Annotated in this window: 12 protein-coding genes; 7 read left to right on the forward strand and 5 right to left on the reverse strand. The window is 64.2% G+C overall.

Annotation, left to right across the window (positions count from 1 at the left end):
* Positions 1-8: 8 nt before the first annotated feature.
* Positions 9-791 (reverse strand): hypothetical protein, encoded by a 783-nt coding sequence (locus ACWTU9_RS10640; protein ID WP_455858240.1) that lies wholly within the window; start codon positions 789-791, stop codon positions 9-11.
* A gap of 150 nt (positions 792-941) precedes the next feature.
* On the opposite strand from ACWTU9_RS10640, the gene ACWTU9_RS10645 reads away from it, so the two are divergent.
* The 6 genes from ACWTU9_RS10645 to ACWTU9_RS10670 are packed head-to-tail and all read left to right on the forward strand — an operon-like array spanning position 942 to position 6,838.
* Complete coding sequence (locus ACWTU9_RS10645; protein ID WP_455858241.1) at positions 942-1,574, forward strand: DUF4129 domain-containing protein; 633 nt, start codon at positions 942-944, stop codon at positions 1,572-1,574.
* Positions 1,571-2,770 carry a DUF4350 domain-containing protein gene (locus tag ACWTU9_RS10650; RefSeq protein WP_455858242.1) on the forward strand — a complete coding sequence of 400 codons (1,200 nt, stop codon included), beginning with the start codon at positions 1,571-1,573 and terminating at the stop codon, positions 2,768-2,770. Before ACWTU9_RS10645 ends, ACWTU9_RS10650 begins: the two co-directional genes overlap by 4 nt.
* Positions 2,757-3,713, forward strand: a complete 957-nt coding sequence (locus ACWTU9_RS10655; protein WP_455858243.1) for an AAA family ATPase — start codon at positions 2,757-2,759, stop codon at positions 3,711-3,713. Before ACWTU9_RS10650 ends, ACWTU9_RS10655 begins: the two co-directional genes overlap by 14 nt.
* Positions 3,710-5,020 (forward strand): DUF58 domain-containing protein, encoded by a 1,311-nt coding sequence (locus tag ACWTU9_RS10660; protein WP_455858244.1) that lies wholly within the window; start codon positions 3,710-3,712, stop codon positions 5,018-5,020. The genes ACWTU9_RS10655 and ACWTU9_RS10660 overlap by 4 nt, the downstream gene beginning before the upstream one ends.
* The gene (locus ACWTU9_RS10665; protein ID WP_455858245.1) at positions 5,017-5,985 is read left to right on the forward strand and encodes a stage II sporulation protein M; all 969 of its coding nucleotides are present in this window, start codon (positions 5,017-5,019) and stop codon (positions 5,983-5,985) included. Before ACWTU9_RS10660 ends, ACWTU9_RS10665 begins: the two co-directional genes overlap by 4 nt.
* Entirely contained in the window at positions 5,972-6,838 is an 867-nt protein-coding gene (locus ACWTU9_RS10670) for an RDD family protein (protein ID WP_455858246.1), read from the forward strand. Before ACWTU9_RS10665 ends, ACWTU9_RS10670 begins: the two co-directional genes overlap by 14 nt.
* A gap of 94 nt (positions 6,839-6,932) precedes the next feature.
* Here ACWTU9_RS10670 and ACWTU9_RS10675 read toward each other — a convergent pair whose 3' ends face one another.
* Positions 6,933-7,619 carry a D-lyxose/D-mannose family sugar isomerase gene (locus tag ACWTU9_RS10675; protein WP_352764602.1) on the reverse strand — a complete coding sequence of 229 codons (687 nt, stop codon included), beginning with the start codon at positions 7,617-7,619 and terminating at the stop codon, positions 6,933-6,935.
* Between the two features lie 143 nt (positions 7,620-7,762).
* Between ACWTU9_RS10675 and ACWTU9_RS10680 the strand changes: the two genes are divergently transcribed.
* Complete coding sequence (locus tag ACWTU9_RS10680) at positions 7,763-8,821, forward strand: D-TA family PLP-dependent enzyme (RefSeq protein ID WP_455858247.1); 1,059 nt, start codon at positions 7,763-7,765, stop codon at positions 8,819-8,821.
* A gap of 21 nt (positions 8,822-8,842) precedes the next feature.
* On the opposite strand, the gene ACWTU9_RS10685 is transcribed toward ACWTU9_RS10680, so the two are convergent.
* The 3 genes from ACWTU9_RS10685 to ACWTU9_RS10695 all read right to left on the reverse strand — a co-directional run bounded on the left by ACWTU9_RS10685 (position 8,843) and on the right by ACWTU9_RS10695 (position 20,384).
* Positions 8,843-9,595, reverse strand: a complete 753-nt coding sequence (locus ACWTU9_RS10685; protein ID WP_454589395.1) for a heme ABC transporter permease — start codon at positions 9,593-9,595, stop codon at positions 8,843-8,845.
* A 93-nt stretch (positions 9,596-9,688) separates the two neighbouring features.
* Positions 9,689-11,461, reverse strand: a complete 1,773-nt coding sequence (locus ACWTU9_RS10690; RefSeq protein ID WP_455858248.1) for a glucan ABC transporter ATP-binding protein/ permease — start codon at positions 11,459-11,461, stop codon at positions 9,689-9,691.
* A gap of 343 nt (positions 11,462-11,804) precedes the next feature.
* Positions 11,805-20,384 carry a GH36-type glycosyl hydrolase domain-containing protein gene (locus ACWTU9_RS10695; RefSeq protein WP_455858249.1) on the reverse strand — a complete coding sequence of 2,860 codons (8,580 nt, stop codon included), beginning with the start codon at positions 20,382-20,384 and terminating at the stop codon, positions 11,805-11,807.
* Positions 20,385-20,592: the final 208 nt, after the last annotated feature.

Consider the following 20,592-nt stretch of genomic DNA (forward strand, 5'->3'; position numbering starts at 1 on the left):
CCTTGTCGCTACGAGAATATCTCCGCCAGTTCGTCGACGCTGGTGCCTTCCTTGACCTGGCGCAGCTCGACATAGCTGACTGCGGCGGCGACCGACAGGAGCATCGACATCACGCTTTGCACCAGCCCGGCCACGATGGCCGCGATGATGCCTTGAAACAGGTAGACAACCACGCCAACCGCCCCCTGGATGACCATGGCGATGATGATCAGGACGAGGAACAGGCCAAACAGGGACCAGCGGCTGCCTTTGGTCAGGGCGCGGCTGCGTGACATGGAGCCGAACACGCCGAGCCGCTCCTGGATCAGAACCGGCACCGAAACCGACCATCCGAGCCACAGGATGATGCCGGGCACGACCAGGGCGATCATGGCCAGGCCCGATGCGAGCGAGACGAGGAAACCTATCCCCAAGGTCGGCAGCAGGAAGCGAATGGCGATCTGGAGACAGTCGCCGATGTTTGGACGCTTGCCATTGAGATCCTCGATGGTGGCCCGCACAAGCGCCGACTGGAGCAGCAACCCGAAAATAGCGCTTATGAAGATGGCGACAAAAGTGACCCAGGAATTGCGCAGCGCAAAGCTCGGATCGGCCGCGGCGCCCGGATCGGCCTGGAGCAGCGCCTCCATGCGCGAGTTGGTCCAGAGTTGGAGGATGATCGTGGGGAGGCCTGAAAACAGCAAGGCCAATCCGCCGGTAAGGACGATGTTACGGCCGATGACGGCGAAGCAGTTGTTGAAGACCCTGCCGATCTGAAATTTCTCAGGCCGTGCAAATGTTGCCGAAGTCATGATGCGCCCCCTGTTTCATCGCCGAATATTGTCCGGCCGCCGCAGCAGTAAATTTGCCAAGTTTAACGACGCTCGTCCAGCCCACTTGCAAATGTTGCGCTGCATTGTCAGTGTCGGCGCGCGAACCGCGGGTTGCATGGGGGCGAAGAGGTGACAGCTGCACAGCCGGACGCTGCGCAAGCCGAATGGCTGGCCAAACTGCACAAGCAGTTGCTGTCGGATGGAACGATCCAGTTCGATCTGCCGGCCTATGTGCAGCCCCAGCCCCCCGAGTGGCTGAAGCCGTTTGGCGAGTTCCTGAAATGGCTTGGCCCCTACATGATCTACCTGTTCTGGGGTGCTATGATCACAGGCGCTGTAATCATCCTGTCGCTGATTCTTCTCGAGGTTAGCGGCGTTGCCTGGCGCCTGCCCTGGCGGCGCAAAAAGAGCGTGGCCGAGGCCGAAGCGACATGGCGTCCCGATGCCGAAGCGGCGCAGATCCTGTTGTCGGAAGCCGATGCGCTGGCGGCCCGCGGCGAGTATGACGAGGCGGTGCATCTCCTGCTTCGCCGCAGCGTCGCCGACATTGCCGGCCGCCTGCCCGACTTCCTGCGCCCCTCGCTGACGGCGCGCGACATCGCCAATGCTGCTTCGATCCCAACGCGGGCGCGCGGCGCCTTCACCCAGATTGCGCGTATCGTCGAGGCGGCGCTGTTCGCGCGCCGGCCGGTGGGACCCGAGGGCTGGCGGGAGGCGCGCGGCGCCTATGAGCGTTTCGTCTTCCGGGATGCCTGGGTGTGAGGGCTTCGACCACCGACATCGCCCAGCAGGAACCGTTCAGCCGCAGGACGCTGTTCTGGGGCATTTTTGCCAGCTTGCTCGCGGCGGCGGGCTTCTTCCTGTTGTCCACCTATGCCCCCGACTTCCGTCAGCCGAACGTCGGCGGCGCAACGCCACTTTCGAAAAGCGGCATCGGGTACGCCGGCCTGGCGGAATGGCTGAAGCTGACCGGCGATGCGCCCGATATGGCACGGTCCGACAGCGATCTTGATACCGAAATGCTGTTGATCGTCACCATTTCGCCCGACAGCGACCCGGATGCGCTTGCCAACATCGTCAAGCTCCGCAAGGGCCTGGAGACGCTGTTCGTGCTGCCCAAATGGGCGACCATGCCGCTCTTCCAGCACGAGGGGTGGGAGATGAAGATCGAGCGGCTGCCGGACGCCGTCGTGAACGACTGGCTCGGTCGCATCGCCAAGGCGAAGCTTGGCGAGGGCGAGACGACAGTCAAGCAACTCGACGTGTCGGGGCAGATGGTTAGCGTACCTGAACAGCTGCAGTGGGTGGCCGATGAACACCCTCTCATTGCTGCCGGCAAAGGCAAGGCTGTTCTTACCGAGCTCAACGATGTCTACATCCTGACCGACCCCGACCTGATCAACAATGCTGCGCTGAAGGACCCTGACAAGGCAGCAGCAGCGCTGAAACTGATCGAGTTCTTGCAACCCGAAGAGGGCCCCGTCATGTTCGACCTGACGCTGCATGGCTTCGGGCGGAAATACGACCTCGCCAAGCTGCTGGTCGAACCGCCCTTCCTGGCGTTGACGCTGACCATACTGGCGGCGGCGGCACTTGCGTTCCTGCATGGCCTTGGCCGGTTCGGCCCGCCGCGGGCCGATCAGCGCGCCATCGCCTTCGGCAAGCGCGCGCTGGTCGACACCACGGCGATGCTGTTGCGCCGCGCCGGGCGTCTGGAAGAACTGGGCGACCGCTATGGCGCGCTGGCGCGGGTGCGCGCCGGCGCACTGCTCGGCGCGCCGCATGGTTTGCAGGGCGAAGCGCTCGACCGCTGGCTCGATTCCCGCGATAAGGACGAAACCGGCGGTTTCACGACCCGCCTGAAGGCCGCCGACGCGGCAAAGACCCTGACACAAATGCATGAGGCAGCCGAAAGGCTGCACGATTGGACGGCAAGGAGGCTCGGTGAACGTCGATGATGTAAAGGCCCTGGCGACACAGATCAGGGAAGAGGTGGCCAAGGCCATCACCGGGCAACACGATACGGTCGATCTGATGCTGACCGCATTGTTCGCCGGCGGGCATATATTGCTCGAGGGACCGCCGGGCACGGCCAAGACGATGACGGCGCGCTGCTTCGCCCATGCGCTTGGCGTCGCCTATGGCCGCATCCAGTTCACGCCCGACCTGATGCCCGGCGACATCGTCGGCTCCAACATCTACAATTTCCAGACCGGGCAATTCACGCTCACGCACGGCCCGATCTTTTGCGATCTGCTGCTAGCGGACGAAATCAACCGCACGCCGCCCAAGACCCAGGCCGCCCTTCTGGAGGCGATGCAGGAGCATGCCGTCACCTTCGACGGCACCACTCATTCGCTCGGAGCGAATTTCATGGTGGTGGCGACGCAGAACCCGATCGAACACCAGGGCGTCTATCCCCTGCCCGAGGCCCAGCTCGACCGCTTCCTGTTCAAGCACAGGGTGAGCTATCCCGACGCGCAAGAGGAAAAGGCAATCATCATCCATCACGGCGGCGGGACCGCCTCGCACGATATCAAGCAATACGGCATCACCGCCCAGGCCGACCGCAAGACGCTGGAAAAGGCGTTGGCGACCGTCGGCGAGGTCACGCTTGTCGACGATGTCGTCGACTATATCGCAAGGCTGGTGCGGGCGACGCGCGCCAGCCCCGATCTCGAGGTTGGCGCCAGCCCGCGTGCGGGCGCCATGCTCGCCAGGGCGGCGCGCGCCCGGGCAGCGCTCGACGGGCGTGCCTATGTGATCCCCGACGACGTCAAGGCGCTTGCGGTGCCGGCGTTGCGCCATCGCGTGATCCTTTCGCCGGCGGCGCAGATCGACGGCCGCCTGGTCGAGCAGATCGTGACCGACCTTGTCGACCAGACGGAAGCGCCACGTTGATCTATCCAAGCGGCCGGGCAGTCTGGGCAGGAGCGGCAGGGGCAATACCGGCCTTTCTGATCGCGCTCGCACTGCCGTCGCTGTGGTATCTTGGCCTGCTGTGGATCTGCGTGCTGCTTGCCTTCCTGGCGGTGGACGCGGCCGCCGGACGCGGACGAGCCTCCCTGGACGCCACCATCCATGCGCCGCCGCAAGTCAGCGTCGGCGGCCAGTTCACCGTCAATGTCACCGCCAGGCTCAGCGGACGGCCGCGCGCCGTGCAGGCGCGGCTCGGCCATGATGAGCGGCTGGCGCCGATGGGCGGCACCGGCGGCGCGTTGACCGCAAAGGCCGGCAGTGCATCGCTTGACCTCAAATTCCAGGCGTTGCGGCGCGGCATGGCCAGGTTCGACCGGCTGTGGGTGCGCTGGCGCGGGCCGTTCGGGCTGGTCTGGAACCAGGTCGTGCTCCCCATGGACAGCAAGGTCGCGGTGCTGCCCGACGTCAGCAGCGCCCGCGACGAAGCGATCACACTTCTGCAGCGCCAATCGCTGCCCGACGGCCATGCGCAGCGGCGTGCCGGCCAGGGCCGCGAATTCGAGGCGCTCAAGGACTACCAGCCCGGCATGGGCCGGCGCATGATCGACTGGAAGCGCAGCGCTCGCCACGGCCGGCTTCTGGCGCGCGAATTCCGCATCGAGGAGAACAACAACATCGTGCTGGCCATCGATAGCGGCCGGCTGATGTGCGAGCCCGTCGACGGCGTGCCGAAGGTCGACCGCGCCGTCACCGCCGCCTTGCTGTCGGCGTTCATTGCGCTGAAGGGCGGCGACATGGTCAGCCTGTTCGGCTTCGATGCGCGACCGCGCGTTTCCAGCGGCGCCGTGCGGGGCTCCGCCAGTTTCGCCATGATCCAGAAGCGGGCGGCCGAGATCGACTATTCCACCGAAGAAACCAATTTCACCCTGGCGCTGACGACGCTGGCGGCGCGGCTCGACCGGCGTTCGCTGGTGATCATCTTCACCGACTTCGTCGATCCGATCAGCGCCGAACTGATGCTGCGCACCGTCGGACGGCTCACCGAACGGCATCTGGTGCTGTTCATGATGATGAAGGATGTCGAACTGGAGACACTGGCCGACATGCCGCCAGACACACCAGAGGATGTGGCGCGCTCGGTCGTCGCCGGCGGGCTGCTGCGCGAAAGGCAGGTCGTCATCGGCAAGCTCAGGCTGCTCGGTGCGCATGTCATCGAAGCCGACCATCAAAGGCTCGGACCGGCGCTGGTCGAGCGCTATCTCGAGCTCAAGCGGGAGGATTTGTTGTGAGCGCGCTGGTCGGCAAGGATGCCGTGCGCCAGTCGCTGGTGAGCTTCCGTTCGGAGCGCGAGGCCGACTGGAAGGCGTTCGAGGCGCTGCTCGCCCGGGTCGAGAAACGCGCGCCACGGACATTGTCGGAAGACGAGTTGCTGTCGCTGCCGCTGCTCTACCGCTCGGCGCTGTCCTCGCTGTCGGTGGCGCGGGCGACGTCGCTCGACAATGCGCTGGTCAGCTATCTCGAAGCGCTCTGCCTGCGTGGCTACTTCTACCTCTACGGCGCACGCCGCAGCTTGCGGCAGCGCATCGGCGATTTCCTGCTGCATGACTGGCCGCATGCCATTCGCGATTTGTGGCGCGAGACGGTGCTGTCGGTCGTCCTGACCTTCGTCGGCTTCGGCGCCGGCTACTTGCTGGTGACGAAAGACAAGGGCTGGTACGACGCGATCATTCCGCCAAGCCTGGCCGGCGGGCGCAACCCGGACGCATCGGCCGAAGTGCTGCGGCAGGTGCTTTACGACGGCGCCGACAGCAACTTCCTGTCGGGCTTCGCCGCCTATCTTTTCACGCACAACGTGCAGGTGGCGATCCTGGCCTTCGCCCTCGGCTTTGCCTTTGCGGTGCCGAGCGTGCTCTTGATCCTGATGAACGGCTGTCTGCTCGGCGCGATGTTCCAGATTTACGTCGGCAAGGGGCTCGGCATGGAGCTGGGCGGATGGCTGTCCATCCACGGCACCACCGAGATGTTTGCAATCGCCTTGGCGGGCGCTGCCGGCATGCGCATCGGCACGCGCATTGCCTTTCCCGGCGAACTGACCCGGATGACGGCGGCGGCCAATGCCGGGCGCGTGGCGGCCACCGCCATGGTCGGGGTGACGATCATGCTCATGTTTGCCGGCCTGCTCGAAGGCATCGGCAGGCAGGTGATCACCAGCGAGTTCTATTTGTTCAAGGTGGTGCGGCATGGCGACCGCTAGGCGCGCTGCCGTCTCGACGATACGGCCGCTGATCACGCCGGAAGGCGTCGATCTCCGGATCAGGCTCGCCGATGCCGGCACCCGCGCCGCCGCCTTCCTGCTCGACTTTGTCATCATCATCGTCACGGCAATCGTGATCTCGATCGTCGCGCTGTTCGGGCTTGCCGGCCTCAACGGCGAAGGCGCACAGCCGCTGTTCATCGTCTGGATCATCCTGATCTTCTTCCTGCGCAACGCCTATTTCATCGCCTTCGAGGCCGGCCGCCGGGCCGCCACGCCCGGCAAGCGCATGCTCGGCATCCGGGTGGCGTCGCGCAGCGGCGCCGGCCTGTCAGTCGATCAGGTCATCGCCCGCAATCTGATGCGCGAGATCGAGATCTTCCTGCCGCTGTCGATCATCCTCGGCCGCAGCGAGATGGGGCTCGCCGACACGCTGTCGACGATCTTCGGACTGGTCTGGGCGCTGCTGTTTGCGCTGTTCCCGCTGTTCAATCGCGACCGCATGCGGATCGGCGACCTGCTGGCCGGAACCTGGGTGGTCGAAGCGCCGAAACTGGCGCTGGTCGAGGACCTCTCGCAACGGCAAAGCACCACCGCACGAAGCTTCCGCTTCACCCAGGCGCAGCTCGACGCCTATGGCATCGCCGAGCTGCACAAGCTGGAAGAGGTGTTGCGCCGCGACGACTATTTCGCCCTGAAGGCCGTGGCCGGGACGATCGGGCGCAAGATCGGCATGACGGTGGAGCCGGTCGATTCCAGGGTCTTCCTCACCGCGTATTATGGCGAGCTGCGCGCGCAGCTTGAACGCAAGCTGCTGCTGGGTAATCGCAAGGCGGACAAGTATCAGCGGTAGGAACGGCAAGGTCTCCCCGTCACTATACGGGGAGAAATGTCCGGCAGGACAATGAGGGGCGGCGTTAGCCTCTGACTGTTGAGTGCGCTTCGCCCTACCCCACCCATTTCTCATAGTCGGACACCAGAAGGTGCACCGGCGCGACATCTTCGTCGATGTTGGAGAAGCGGCCGATCGGCTCGCGGAAGACGTTGTCGGTCAAATCGTCATTGACGGTCGAGACCTCGCCGATCAGCACATCCTTGCCCTCGGCCCAGAAGGCGTGCCAGACGCCGGGCATCAGCGTCACGCTCTGGCCCGGGTCGAGCTTCAGGAGCCCGCCTGCCGGCAGCCTGTGGATGGTGCCGTCGACCGGCACCGACACTTCGGCCTTCGGATCGATGCCGCCGTCGCGATCGTGCATGAACAGTTCGAGCACCAGCTTGCCGCCGCCGCGGTTGATGATGTCCTCGGCCTTGATGTTGTGGCGGTGCATCGGCGACAGCTGGTCCTTGCGCGAGATCATGATCTTCTCGGCATAGAGCATGCCCATGCCCTTCTTCATGTCGGCGTAGACGCCGTTGCGCACGGTGAACAGGAACAGGCCGAGCTCGTCGAACTTCTCCTGGCCGTAATCGGTGATGTCCCAGCCGAGCCGCGAGGTGAAAATGGCCGCGGAGTCGGCCTTGCGCGCCTTCATCTCTTCGGGCGACCAGTAGGCGAAGGGCGGCATGATGTAGCCGAACGAACGGATGAAGGCGTCGGCATCGCGGATGATGTCGTTGACGGTGGAGCGTTTCATGGTCGTGATCCCTTGGCGTCGCATTCTTGCCTGAAGCGCATAGCCGAACAGCGCTGCGGTGTCGACGCAAACTGCACGCTGGCCCCATGACATCCGCGCGGATCGGGGCCATAAGTCCAGCCAAATTTCCCAAGGTGACATTCATGCAAGGCATAGACGACCTCGATACGCCGGCGATCCTGATCGACGCGGCCCGCGCCGAAGCCAACATCGTCAAAGCGCAGGCGCATGCCAACCGCCACGGGCTGAAACTCAGGCCGCACATCAAGACGCACAAGCTGCCCTATTGGGCGAAGAAGCAGGTGGCGGCGGGAGCGGTCGGCATCACCTGCCAGAAGATCGGCGAAGCCGAGGTGATGGCGGATGCCGGGCTCTCCGATATTTTTCTGCCCTACAACATTCTAGGCAGCGCCAAGCTGGAGCGCCTCAAGGCGCTGCATGGCCGCGTCACCCTGTCGGTGACGGCCGACAGTCACGAGACGCTGGAGGGGCTCGCCGCTACTTTCACCGATGCCGGCCATCCCCTGCCCGTTCTGGTCGAATGCGACACCGGCATGGGCCGTTGCGGCGTGCAGAGCGCCCCCCAGGCTTTGGCGCTGGCGAAAATGATCGATCAGGGCAAGGGGCTCGCCTTCGGCGGACTGATGACCTACCCGGCGACCGGCCGCGCCGCCGAGGCCGAATCCTGGCTGGCCGACGCCAAACAGGTGCTGGCAGCATCGGGTCTCGCTTGCGAACGGATCTCCAGCGGCGGCACGCCTGACATATGGCGCTCGGGCGAGGACAGCGTGGTTACCGAATACCGCCCCGGCACCTACATCTATCTCGACCGCTATCAGGTCGCCAAAGGCGTCGGCACGCTCGACGATTGCGCGTTGACGGTGCTCGCCACGGTCGTCAGCCACCCAACGCCGGCCCGCGCCATTCTGGACAGCGGCAGTAAGGCGTTGTCCAGCGACACGCTGGGATTGCCCGAGTTTGGCGAGTTGCTCGGTATGCCCGGCGCGCGCGTCACCGGCCTGAGCGAGGAGCACGGTACGGTCACGCTCGCGAATGGCGCGAGCCTGCGCATCGGCGAGCGCGTGCGTGTGGTGCCGGACCATTGCTGCGTGGTGACGAACCTGTTCGACCAGGTGCATCTGATCGACGGCGACAAGGTGCTGGAAACACTGCCTGTCGTGGCGCGTGGGCGGATGGGCTGAAGCCTGGGCGCGTGACGGGCGTCAGTTAGCCTGCCGCGCCGCTACCCTGCGCATGGCAATCACTCGACGGCGGCGGATTTCGGTGCGCATCGCCGTCAGATGCAGCGCGAAGAACAGCACGGTGAAGCCGAGCGCCATCACCAGCAGCGGCCACAGCAGGCTGGGGTCGATGGTCGAGCCCCCCATGCGGAACACCGAGGCCGGCTGGTGCAGGGTGTTCCACCAGTCGACCGAGAATTTGATGATCGGGATGTTGATGAAGCCGACCAGCGTGATGATGGCGGCAGCCCAGGCGGCGCGGCTGGCGTCATCCAGTGCACGGGTCAGCGCGATGATGCCGAGATACATCAGAAACAGGATGAGGACCGAGGTCATCCGGGCATCCCAAGCCCAAAAAGTGCCCCAGGTCGGCTTGCCCCAGATCGAGCCGGTGACGAGCGCGAGGGCTGTGAAGGTGGCGCCGATCGGGGCTGCCGATTTCAGCGCGACGTCGGCCAGCGGATGGCGCCAGACCAGCGTGCCGAGCGCGGCGACCGCCATCACCGTGTAGCACATCATGGCGAGCCAGGCGAAAGGGACGTGGATGTACATGATGCGCACGGTGCTGCCCTGCTGGTAATCCTCGGGCGCGGCAAAGCTCATATAGAGCCCGACGGCAAGCAGGATCGCCGCGATGGCGGCCAGCCACGGCACCAGCCTGTCGGCCAGCCCGACAAAGCGTGTCGGGTTGGCGAGGTCTGTCCAGCCGGTGAGGCGTGAAGAGGTGTCGCTCATGCCGACCTAAATAGACCGGCAATGGGTCGGGAGCAATTGGAGGAGTGTCGCAGGCTCTTCCTTCCCCCTTGTGGGGGAAGGAAAAGCTCAGAATCACGCCGCTTCGATATTCACAGTGCGGCTGAGGCGGCGGACTTCCTCGTCGTTGAGCAGGCCGCCGGCGCGCAGCAGGCTGGCGAAACGGCCGTTGCGCAGCGACAGTTCGGCAAAACCGCCCATCTCGATCACCTTGCCCTTGTCCATGAACACGACCAGGTCGGCGTCGCGAACGGTGGTCAGGCGGTGGGCGATGATGAAGGTGGTGCGGTTGCGCCTTAATTCGTCGATGGCTTCCTTGACTCGGTCTTCGGTCTCGACATCGAGCGCGCTGGTCGCTTCATCGAGCACCAGGATCGGCGCATTTTTCAGCACAGCGCGGGCAATAGCAATGCGCTGGCGTTCGCCGCCCGAAAGCTGGCCGCCACGCTCGCCGACGACGGTGTCATATCCGCCGCTCTTGGACAGGATGAAATCCTGCGCCGCAGCGGCATTAGCCGCAGCGTGGATTTCGTCGTAGCTCGCCTCGGCACGACCGACACGGATGTTGTCCTCGATCGAACGGTTGAGCAGGCCGGCATCCTGGAACACGGTGGCGATCGAGTGGCGCAGCGACTTGCGGGTCACCGTGCGGGTGTCGATACCGTCGATCAGGATACGGCCGCTGGACGGCGTGAAAACACGCTGCAGAAGGTTGATAAGAGTCGTCTTGCCAGCGCCGGTCGGACCGACGATGGCAACCGTCTGGCCAGCCTGGACCTCGAACGATACGTCGTCGATGCCGTGACCGGAATTGCCGAACTCGAAGTTGACATTCTCGAACCGGACATGGCCGGTGACATTGGCCAGCTCGCGCAAGCCATCCGGCTCGGCTGCTTCGGCAGCGGAGTCTTCAAGGCGGTAGAAGTCCTCGAGCTTGGCCCTCGCCTCGGAAATCTGAGTGGTGAAGGCCGACACCTGGTCAAGACGGGCAATCAGCATTCCGGCAAAACCGGTGAAGGCAACGACATCGCCCACGCGGAGCTGGCCACGGGTGACGAGATAGGCGCCAATCGACAGCACGATCATCATCGATATCGTGGACGACAGGCGGTTCAGTGCGTTGGCGATCGCCCACCAGTCGAGCACAGGGTTCTGCGCGTCGAGCAGATCCTTGACGTACCGCTTCAACGTCGCGGTCTCATGGCCGATGCGGTTGTAGCTCTGCAGCACGGCGACATTGCTGACCGAGTCGGACACATGGGCAAAAACCGTGTGGTAGTGGCGCTCGACCGCAGTCTGGCCCGCCTTGGTGTGTCGCATGACGATACGGCCGATGGCAACGTAAAGCACGCCGAGGCAAAGCAGCACGAGCGACATCCGGATGTCCATGGCGATTGCGGTCGGCACCAGCAGCACCAGCGCGATAGCCGTCGACAGATGCACGCGCATGAATTCAAGCCACAGGCTGAACAGGGTCTCGACAGCGCGCAGCAGCGTGTGCAGCGAATTGGACGTGCCGCGCTGGTGATGCCAGGCAAGCGGCATGGTGATCACACGCTCGAAGGACTGGCACAGCACTTCGCTGCGCCGCTTGTGGGCAAAACGGTCGGCGCCGCGCGCTACCAATACGAAGGCCACGACGTTGAAGGCGCCCAGAGCTGCCCAGACGGCGAGTGTCGAAAACACCGCACCCTTTTCGGAGATTGCGCCAATCACACGACCCAACAGGATCGGCTCGACGATTGCAATCGCCGCGAGCGCAACGTTGGCACCGCAGATCAACGCTACGCGTTTCCTGTCCGCTGCGAGATAACCCAGCGCTCTCCAGTAGATTTGCAGAAGTGACACTTCAGCTACTCCGCCAAACATTCATTGTGCAGTGCACCATTTCTTGACACGTACCGGTTAACGGGTCGCAAAACAATGCCCGTCTATCTCTTCAGTTCCCAATCTGCGAACAAAAGATGACGACGTTGCGAAATCTGCCGTGATCACCTAACGATTTGAGATAAAAGGTGAAATGTCAGCCTTGCGGCAAAATCATGGCACGTGCTCGGCACTGCCACATTTTTAATCAATCACCGTCGGCAACGCCAATACATAAGAAGCGGAGCTGCTTTGCGCCGCACGCATAACCAAATAAAAACGCGCGCCCCGCAGGACGCGCGCCGAAAGCGTCAAGTCTTTGATTTTATGCCGGTATCTTGACGACTACTTCGGTCTTTTCGCCGGCTTTCGGTTCAAAACCCGACGACTTTGTCTTCGTTCCATTGACTTCGAGCGCGATGGACTTGGCTTTTTTGTCGCGGATGACACGAACCTTGATCTCTGCTCCCAGCATCTTGAGCGTCGCCGAATAGCCGTCCCAATGTCCCGGCAGTTTGGGCCGGAACGTGATCTGCTTGCCGCGCCGCTCAATGCCCAGAATGCCTTCAACAGCAGCGCGGTAGAGCCATCCGGCCGACCCCGTATACCAGGTCCAGCCGCCTCGACCGCCCTTGCCTTCGCCGGAATAGATGTCGGCGGCGACGACGTAGGGCTCGACCCGGTAGTGTTCGGCCGATGCATCGTCGAGCGCGTGGTTGACCGGGTTCAGCATCGAGAAGCAGCGATAGGCATCGTCGGTGCGGCCCATTTCGGCCAGCGCGATGACGAACCAGGTCGCCGCATGGGTGTACTGGCCGCCGTTCTCGCGCACGCCCGGCGGGTAGCTCTTGATGTAGCCGGGATCCTTTCCCGTATGCTGGAAGGCCGGAGTGAACAGCTTGACGATCTTGAGCTTATCGTCGACGAGCAGGTTCGTCGCCTGCTGCATAGCGGTGGTCGAGCGCGCCGGGTCACCCTCGCCGGAGAGCACGCTCCACGACTGGGCAATGGAGTCGATCTTGCACTCGTCCGAATTGTGCGAGCCGAGCGGCGTGCCGTCATCGTAGCTGCCGCGCCGGTACCACTGGCCATCCCAGGCGCTGCTTTCCAGCGCCCGCTTCAGCACGTCAGCGTGCTTCAGCCAGGCTTGCGCCCGCTTGGTGTCGCTTTGCCCCTTGGCGATAGCAGCAAAGTCGCCCAGCGTCTTCAGCAGGAACCAGCCCAGCCATACGCTCTCGCCCTTGCCGGCTTCGCCGACGCGGTTCATGCCGTCGTTCCAGTCGCCGCCGAGGATCAGCGGCAGGCCGGCCGGACTGCTGCGCTTGACCGCAAGGTCGAGCGCGCGCGCGCAATGATCGTAGAGCGAGGCATGAGTCTTGGATACTTCAGGGGTGAAGAAAGCGTCGTGCTCGCCCTCGCCCAGCACCTGCCCGTCGATGAAAGGCAGCTGCTCCTTGAGGATCCCCGCATCGCCGGTCACTTCGATGTAGCGGTTGGTGGCGTGCGCCAGCCAGACAACGTCGTCGGAGATCATGGTGCGCACGCCGGCGTCGGTGCGCGGCAGCCACCAATGCTGAACGTCGCCTTCGGGGAATTGCCGGCGCGCCGCGTTGAGGATCTGGTCACGCGCCAGCTTCGGATCATGCGCAAGCAGGGCCAGGGTGTCCTGCAGCTGGTCGCGGAAGCCGAAGGCCCCGCTTGCCTGATAGAAGGCCGAGCGGGCGCGGATGCGGCAGGCCAGGCTCTGATACGGCAGCCAGTGATTGACCATGGCGTCGAGCGCCTTGTCCGGCGTCTCGACCTGGATGGTGTCGAGGAAGCCGCGCCAGACGCGTTCATTGTCGGCCAGCCGCTGGTCGAAATCCTTGCCCGAATGGGTATGCACCAGCGCACTCGCCTCGGCGGGCGTGGCCGCATCGCCAAGCAGCCAGACGAGCGTGACATCTCCGCCGGCGGGAATGTCGATGTCGCTGGCGAGGGCGGCGCAGGGATCGTCGCCGGCTTCGACGCGGCCCGACAAGCCGGCGCCGCTGACGACGGCATGCGGAAAGGCGCTGGTGCCTTGCCTGCCGATGAACTCGCCGCGGTCGGCCGTCACCGAATGAACCGGACCGGTGGCGGCCAGGAAGGCCACCCGGTCGCCGAAATCGAGCCCGTAGGGGTTTTGCGCCAGAAGCGCACCAGTCGCTGAATCCCTCGACGGAATGATGGTCGCCGCCGTGCTCGAGCGATGGCTGCCGAGAACCCATTCGGCATAGGCGTAGACGCGCAGCCGCGCCGGCGCCGAGCCCGAGTTCTGGATGCGCAGCCGCGTGATCTTCACCGGATCGGTCGGATCGACCACATGCGTCAGATCCATCGACAGCGGACCGCGCTTCGACCGGAACGTCGAAAAGCCCTGGCCGTGCCATGTCTCGTAAGTCATGGAGGGATCGCGGACCACGGCGGCGAGCGGCGAGAACGCCTTGCCGCTGGCGTGGTCGTAGATATAGACGCCCTCGCCCGGCCGGTTGGTGACCGGATCGTTCGACCACGGCGTCAGCTGGTAGTCGCGGCTGTTGCGGCTCCAGGTGAAGGCGGCGCCTTCGGCCGAGACATGGAAGCCAAACGAGGCGTTGGAGACGACGTTGATCCAGGGTTGCGGCGTCGTGCGCCGGCCGGCAAGGCGGGTGACGTAGTGGCGGCCATCGCCTTCGAAACCGCCGAAGCCGTTCCATTGGCTAAGCCCGCTGCCGTCGGCACTGCTGTCGGACGCAGCATGGTAAGCGGGCGCCACCGGCACTGGCAGAGACGTCTCGCGAAGGGTTGCAGCACCTGCCGGCTGCAAGGCATCGCGGGCCTGCAAGGCTGCCCCCTCGGCGCGCTCGATCTGGTCGAAGATGGTGCCATTGCGGGTGTGCAGCACGACGCGGGCAACCGCCAGCAACGTCTTGTAGGTCGACTCATCCATCAGGTCGCGGCGGACCGCGAAGATGTGCTGGCGTGGCCCGAGTTCCTTGCCGCGCAGGCGGCTGTTTTCGCACAGCGTCTCGACCGCACGCTGCAGATCCTGCACGTAGGACGACGCCTGCTCGTTGACGACGACGAAGTCGATCATCATGCCGCGGGCGCGCATATACTCCTGGAAGCGCAGCGCCTGGGCGACGATCTCGAGGTCGGCGACGTCGCCGATCCTGACCAGAAAGATCGGGAAATCGCCGGAGATGCTGGTCGGCCACAGGCTGGACTGCTTGCCGAGCCCCGAAGCGATGGACTCGGCCGGCAGGCGCAGGAACGGATCGGGATAGATCAGATAACGCGCCAGCTTCTGGACATTGGCCGCGTCGGTCAGGCTCAGCCCAAGGTGGCGGGTCTGCACCTGGCTACGGGTCCAGGCGAGCATCGCCTGGCGGGCGAAGCTTTCGGGATGGTCGAGCCTGGCAATGGCTTCGTCCAGTTCGGCGCGGTTGGCGCCGACAGCGGTCCAGAAGGTCAATGATATCTTCTTGTTGGCCGGCACCCGAACCTGCCGGCGCAATGCCGCGACCGGATCGAGCGTGAAGCCATGATGGCCGCCAAGCTTGGCGCCGGGATCGAAGGCTGCGGCCTCGGCGATGGTGCGGCCACGGCCGATGAAGGCGCGGCGGTCGGTTTCGGCCTCGGCGTCGCGCGCCAATCCCGACGGATCGGTGACGAAATGCACCATGGTGACGTCAGGCTCGTTCTTGTCGCGCTTGCGTCTGGTGGCGAAGATGGCGCCGTTATTGGCAGCGATCTCGGTCTCGATGAACATTTTCGAGAACGCCGGATGGGCGTTGTCCGAGGCCTCGTTGCCCAGCACCAGCTCGGCGAATGAGGTCACCTCGATGTGCCGATCAGTGGCGCCGTCATTGTAGAGCGTGACGCGCCGTCCCTCGCCATTGCCTTCCGAGATGACGATGCACTCGACCTCGGAACGCAGCGATCCAACCGCTTTGACGAAGCTGGCCTTGTCGTCGGAAAACAGCGTCTGCACTCTCTCGCCGGTCGCCTGCTTTGGTTCTGCGGTCGCCGACCACCAGTCGCCGGTGCCGGCATCCCTGAGGAAGATGTAGGAGCCGAGCCGGTCCTCGGTCGGGTCCGGCTGCCAGCGGGTGACCGCGAGTTCGCCCCAGCGGCTGTAGCCGGAGCCGGTGGCGGACACCATGACCGAATAGCGGCCGTTGGACATGACATTCGTCGAGCGCAACGCCCTTGCCGGGTCGAGAATGATGCGGGAGTCCGGGCTCTCGGTCTCGGTCTCGTCCTTGGAGCGCTCGTCGGCCTCGGTCCTGACGGTGGCGGTCGGGATGTCGCGCGGCGCCCTCTCCTGCAGCAGGAGTTCGGCTGATTCAATCACCGGGTCGCTGTGAAAGCGGTCGCGCAGCCGACCTTCGAAGATGGCGTCGGCAACGGCGGCGATCGACATGCCGGAATGGTGGGCCATGTAGTTCAGCACGACGGCGTGGTCGGTGCCTTCCGGCACGCGCTGCGGCGTGAAATCGACGGCGTCATAAAAGCCGTGCCTTCCCAGCGCGCCGATCGAACGCAGCCTGACCAGATTCTGCACGGATTCGCGCGGTGTGAACTGTGCGGCGAGGATCGTGGCGTAAGGCGCGATCACCGTGTTCTGGCCAAGACCGCGCTTCAGCCCAAGTCCGGGCACGCCGAAATTGGTGTACTGGTAGGTTAGTTCGCGATCACGGGCGTTGTATGCCGCTTCCGAAACGCCCCAAGGCACGTTCTTCGAGCGGGCATACTGGATCTGGCGCTTTATGATCAGCTTGCTGGTCTGGTTGAGGATCGAGCCTTGCGGCTCCTTCATCACCAGCGGTGGCATCAGATACTCGAACATCGAGCCCGACCAGGACATCAGCGCGCCCTGGAAGCCGATCTCGACAATGGGTCGTCCGAGCCGGAACCAGTGCTCGGTCGGCAGGTCGCCCTTGGCGATGGCAAACAGGCTGGTCAGCCTCGCCTCGGACGCGAGCAGATCGTAGCAGCTTTCATCGAGCTGATGTTCCTCGACACGGTAGCCGATCGAGAGCAGTTTTCTTTCCTGCCGCATCAGGAAGGAGAAATCCATCTCGAAGGCGTAACGGCGGCAGCGTTCGCGCAGCGCCAACAGCTTGGCGCGCAAGGCTTCGACGGCGTTCTCGTCACTGTGGGAGTCATGCACATGCGCTTCGCAGGTCGCTTCCAGCCGCGCTGCCCAATCGGCGATCACGTCGCTGCGCTGCGATCCCGCTTCGGTATGGATAGCGGTGGCGAGCTTGCGGATTTCGCCGGCAAGCACGGCCAGATTGATGGTGCGGATCGAAGCCATCTCCGGCTGCGCCTTGATGGTCATCACGGCGCGCCGCATACCGTCGAGACGGTCGGCCAGCCGCTGGCGCAGCGGCCTGAGCTGACGGCGGTCGTCAGGCAATTCCTCGAGGCTCTCGTCAAGGATCGTCACCGTGTCGAGGACGCCTTCGAAATCGCCCTGCAGATGCACGGACGGGGCTTCGGCCCATTCGGCGCAGGCAGCCGCGACCGCGACCAGATGTCCGGCGAGATTGCCGCTGTCGACGGCCGAAATATACAACGGATAGAGCGGCTTCAGCGTCGTGGTGTCGTACCAGTTGAAGAGATGGCCGCGGTTGCGCGGCATGCTCTCGATGGTCGTCATCGTCGCGTCGATGCGGGTGATGGCGTCGGAGAGCGCTATCCAGCCGAAATCGCGCGCCGAGACCACAGACAGGAGATAGACGCCGATATTGGTCGGCGATGTCCGCGGCGCCACCACCGGAGCCGGGCTCTCTTGGAAATTGTCGGGCGGCAGATTGTGATGCTCGGCCGTGACGAAGGTTTCAAAATAGTGCCAGGTGCGGCGCGCCACGGTGCGCAGCGCGTGGATGTCGGCCTGCGAGATTCGCAGGCGGTCCTCGGTCTCGGCCGAGCGGCTGATCCAGCAGGCCACCGCCGGCGAGCCGATCCAGAACAACGCGAAGAAGAAGGCGACGAAGGCGCCGGTGGAATCGGCCAGCACGGGAATCGCAAGACCGACAACGCCGATGATCACGGCGCCGTACATCATGCTGTAATAGGAGCCGAGATCGTTGTCGCCGCCCTTGTGCGCCTGCGACGCCGTGCGCCATTCCAGAAGGTTCTGGCGGCTGACGAACAGGCGATAAAGCGTGCGCACGATGGCGTCGCCCATCATCCAGGCGTTGTGCGCCATCAACAGCACTTTCAGCGCCACGAGCGCCGTGCCGAAGACGGCGTCGCGCGCCAGCGCCGAGAAATGGCCGCGCGGCGTCTGGTCGCCGCTCTTGGGCAAGATGCCGTTGATCACATCGAAAGTCGGCGCCATGAACAGCGATAGGATCAAAAGCGCCTGCCACTGCGCGGCCTGCGTGAAGGGCAGCAGCGTCCAGCCGGCGATCGCCGCCATCACCCAGAAGATCGGGGTCAGCGAACGGCGCAGGTTGTCGACCATCTTCCAGCGCGACAGCGCCGGCACGCCGGAACGCGGCGAGAAGATGAAACGCAGCAGCTGCCAGTCGCCGCGCGCCCAGCGGTGATGGCGCGAGGCGTCGACCGAATAGCGGGTCGGATAGTCCTCGACCAGTTCGACGTCGGTGACGAGCGCGGCGCGCGCCAGCGCGCCTTCGAGCAGATCATGGCTGAGGACGGTGTTTTCCTCGATGCGGCCCTTCAGCGCCGCCTCGAAAGCGTCGACATGATAGAGGCCCTTGCCGGTGAAGGAGCCGTCGCTGAAGACGTCCTGGTAGAGATCGGACACGGCAAAGACGTAAGGGTCGAGACCGCTGTTGGCCGAAAAGACGCGCTGGAAGAACGAGGCGTCGTCGCCGCTGGTGAGCGAGGCCGTGATGCGCGGCTGCAAGATGGTGTACCCAGCGGTGACGACACGCTTTGCCGCGTCGAAATGCGGGCGGTTGAGCGGATGGGCGAGCTTGCCGACCAACGACGACACGGCGTCGCGTGTCGTGCGCGTGTCGGCGTCCAGCGTCATGACGTATAGGACCTTTTCCGGCAGCGGCACGTCGAGCGGCAGGAAGGTGGTGTCGCTGTCGCCGCGCAGGAGAAGGTTCAGCTCGTGCAGCTTGCCGCGCTTGCGCTCCCAGCCCATCCACGCGCCTTGCGCCTGGTTGTAGAGCCGGCGCCGATGCAGGATATAAAAACGCGGCGCGCCCTCGGAGGGGTAGCGCGCATTGAGCCTGGCGATCTCGTCGCGCGCATATTGCAGGATTTCGATGTCGGCGGCGTCGATCTCGGTCTTGGAGTCCGGCCAGTCGGACAGCAGCGCGAAATGGATTTCATCCGCCGTATTGGCGAGGTGATGCACCTCGATGTTGCGGATGTTTTCCTCGACATCATCGCGCGAGCCGATCAGCGAGGGCACCACGACCAGCGTACGCGCCGCGGCCGGAATGCCGTGCTTGTAGTCATAGCCGACCAGCCGTGTCGGCTTCAGGAACAGCGAAACGACGGTGTTGAAGAAGGCGAGCGCGCCCTCGCTGGCGGGCACCGCAAACAGTGCCAGCATCAACGTGATCGAGGGAACCGACAGGCCGAGATGGGCAAGCGCATTGCCCGAGAGCACCAGCAGCAGCACCGTCAGCAGAAAGACCGGAGCCACGATGCCCAGCCAGCCCGTGGCGGTGAAGGCTCGCTTGAAGGTCACATAGAAAGGCGGCCGGTAACCGATCGCCTTTTCCAGGTCCGGCCGGCGCGGCCCGACGAGGAAGAAACCGACGTCAGTATGCATGGCGGGATCGGCAGCTTCATCCGGCACGCCGGACGCATCGGTAACGCCGGGCACATGGCTGGCAAGCTCGATCGCCTTTTCGGCGACGCGGAATTCGGACAGGTCGGAGCGGCGCGCCAGCTGTTCGATCGATGTGCGGTACTGGTCGCGCGAAAAGAAGTCGAGCGCGGCGAAATCGGTGCGCTCGCGCAGCAGCGTATCGATGCGGCTGACACCTTCGAACCACACCGTCCAGTCAACGTCGTTGATGAGGCGCAGGCCGCGGATGATGTTGCCGGTGGTGACATTGCCGCTGGACAGCGTGCGATGCTCGGAGATGATGATTTCCTCGGCGTCGGAGCCGGTCTTCTCGAGCTCGACCTCCAGCCATTCCAGCGCCCTGCCGGCATTCTGCGAACCGTCGCGCAAGCGGTAAAGCAGCTGGGTGGCGAAGGTCGTGTCCTGGGCATGCGCGCCGTAACTCGACAGGATTTTCTGGCGGTCGGCATTGTCGTCTGTCGCCAGCACGCGGTCGGCGACTTCGTTGGCGATATGGCGCATCTGCCTGGTGCGGTCGACACGCACGGCGATACGGCGCAGGTTTTCGATCAGCACGAAGCGCAGCAGCGACGGCAGCGCCCAGAGCTCGCCGATCTTCAGCGGCTCGACCGACTGGAAACCCTCGACGATGGATTTGAACATAGTTGCCGAGACGGAGCTGTCGGAATGGGCGACATAGCTCCAGGCCAGCGCCAGCGCGCGCGGCACGGCGGCGCCATCGGACAGTTTGAGGGTCGGCAACTGCCGGTAGAAACGGCGCGGCAGGTCGCGCTTGACCTGGAAGATGGTCTCTTCGACCAGATAGTTGTTGTCGAGCAGCCATTGCGCGGCAGGCGTAATGGTTTCGCCCTTGGCCTGGGCGGCATTGGTCGAGCGGTAGACTTCGAGGATCTTCTTGGCGCTGTCGCGAATGCGAGCCTGGAACTCGAACGGCGTCAGCCCGAACAGGTCCTTGATGTCGCCCTTGGCGAGGCTCTCGCCCATCGCGCGCAGCCGCTCTTCGGGCAGGAAATTGGAGCGTATCGGCTCGTCGGTGATGACCGGGAACCTGGCGCTGGTCTTTTCGATATGGGCAGGATTTGTCTGGATATTCATTGAAAATTCCGCATGGGGGACGCGATGCGGCGTCACCGCCACGGCAATGTCCCTAAAACCGATTCAAATGCAATTGGTTGCATGATTACACTGGCCGAAAGTTTTGCTTCGCACCACGCCAGAGGCGTTATCCCTTCGACATTTCAAGGAGGGGCGTTCGACAACTCAAGGACGAGCACCCCTGCCCTCCCGTCCGGCTTGGAACGAC

It is taken from the genome of Mesorhizobium sp. 128a (genome assembly GCF_053848025.1).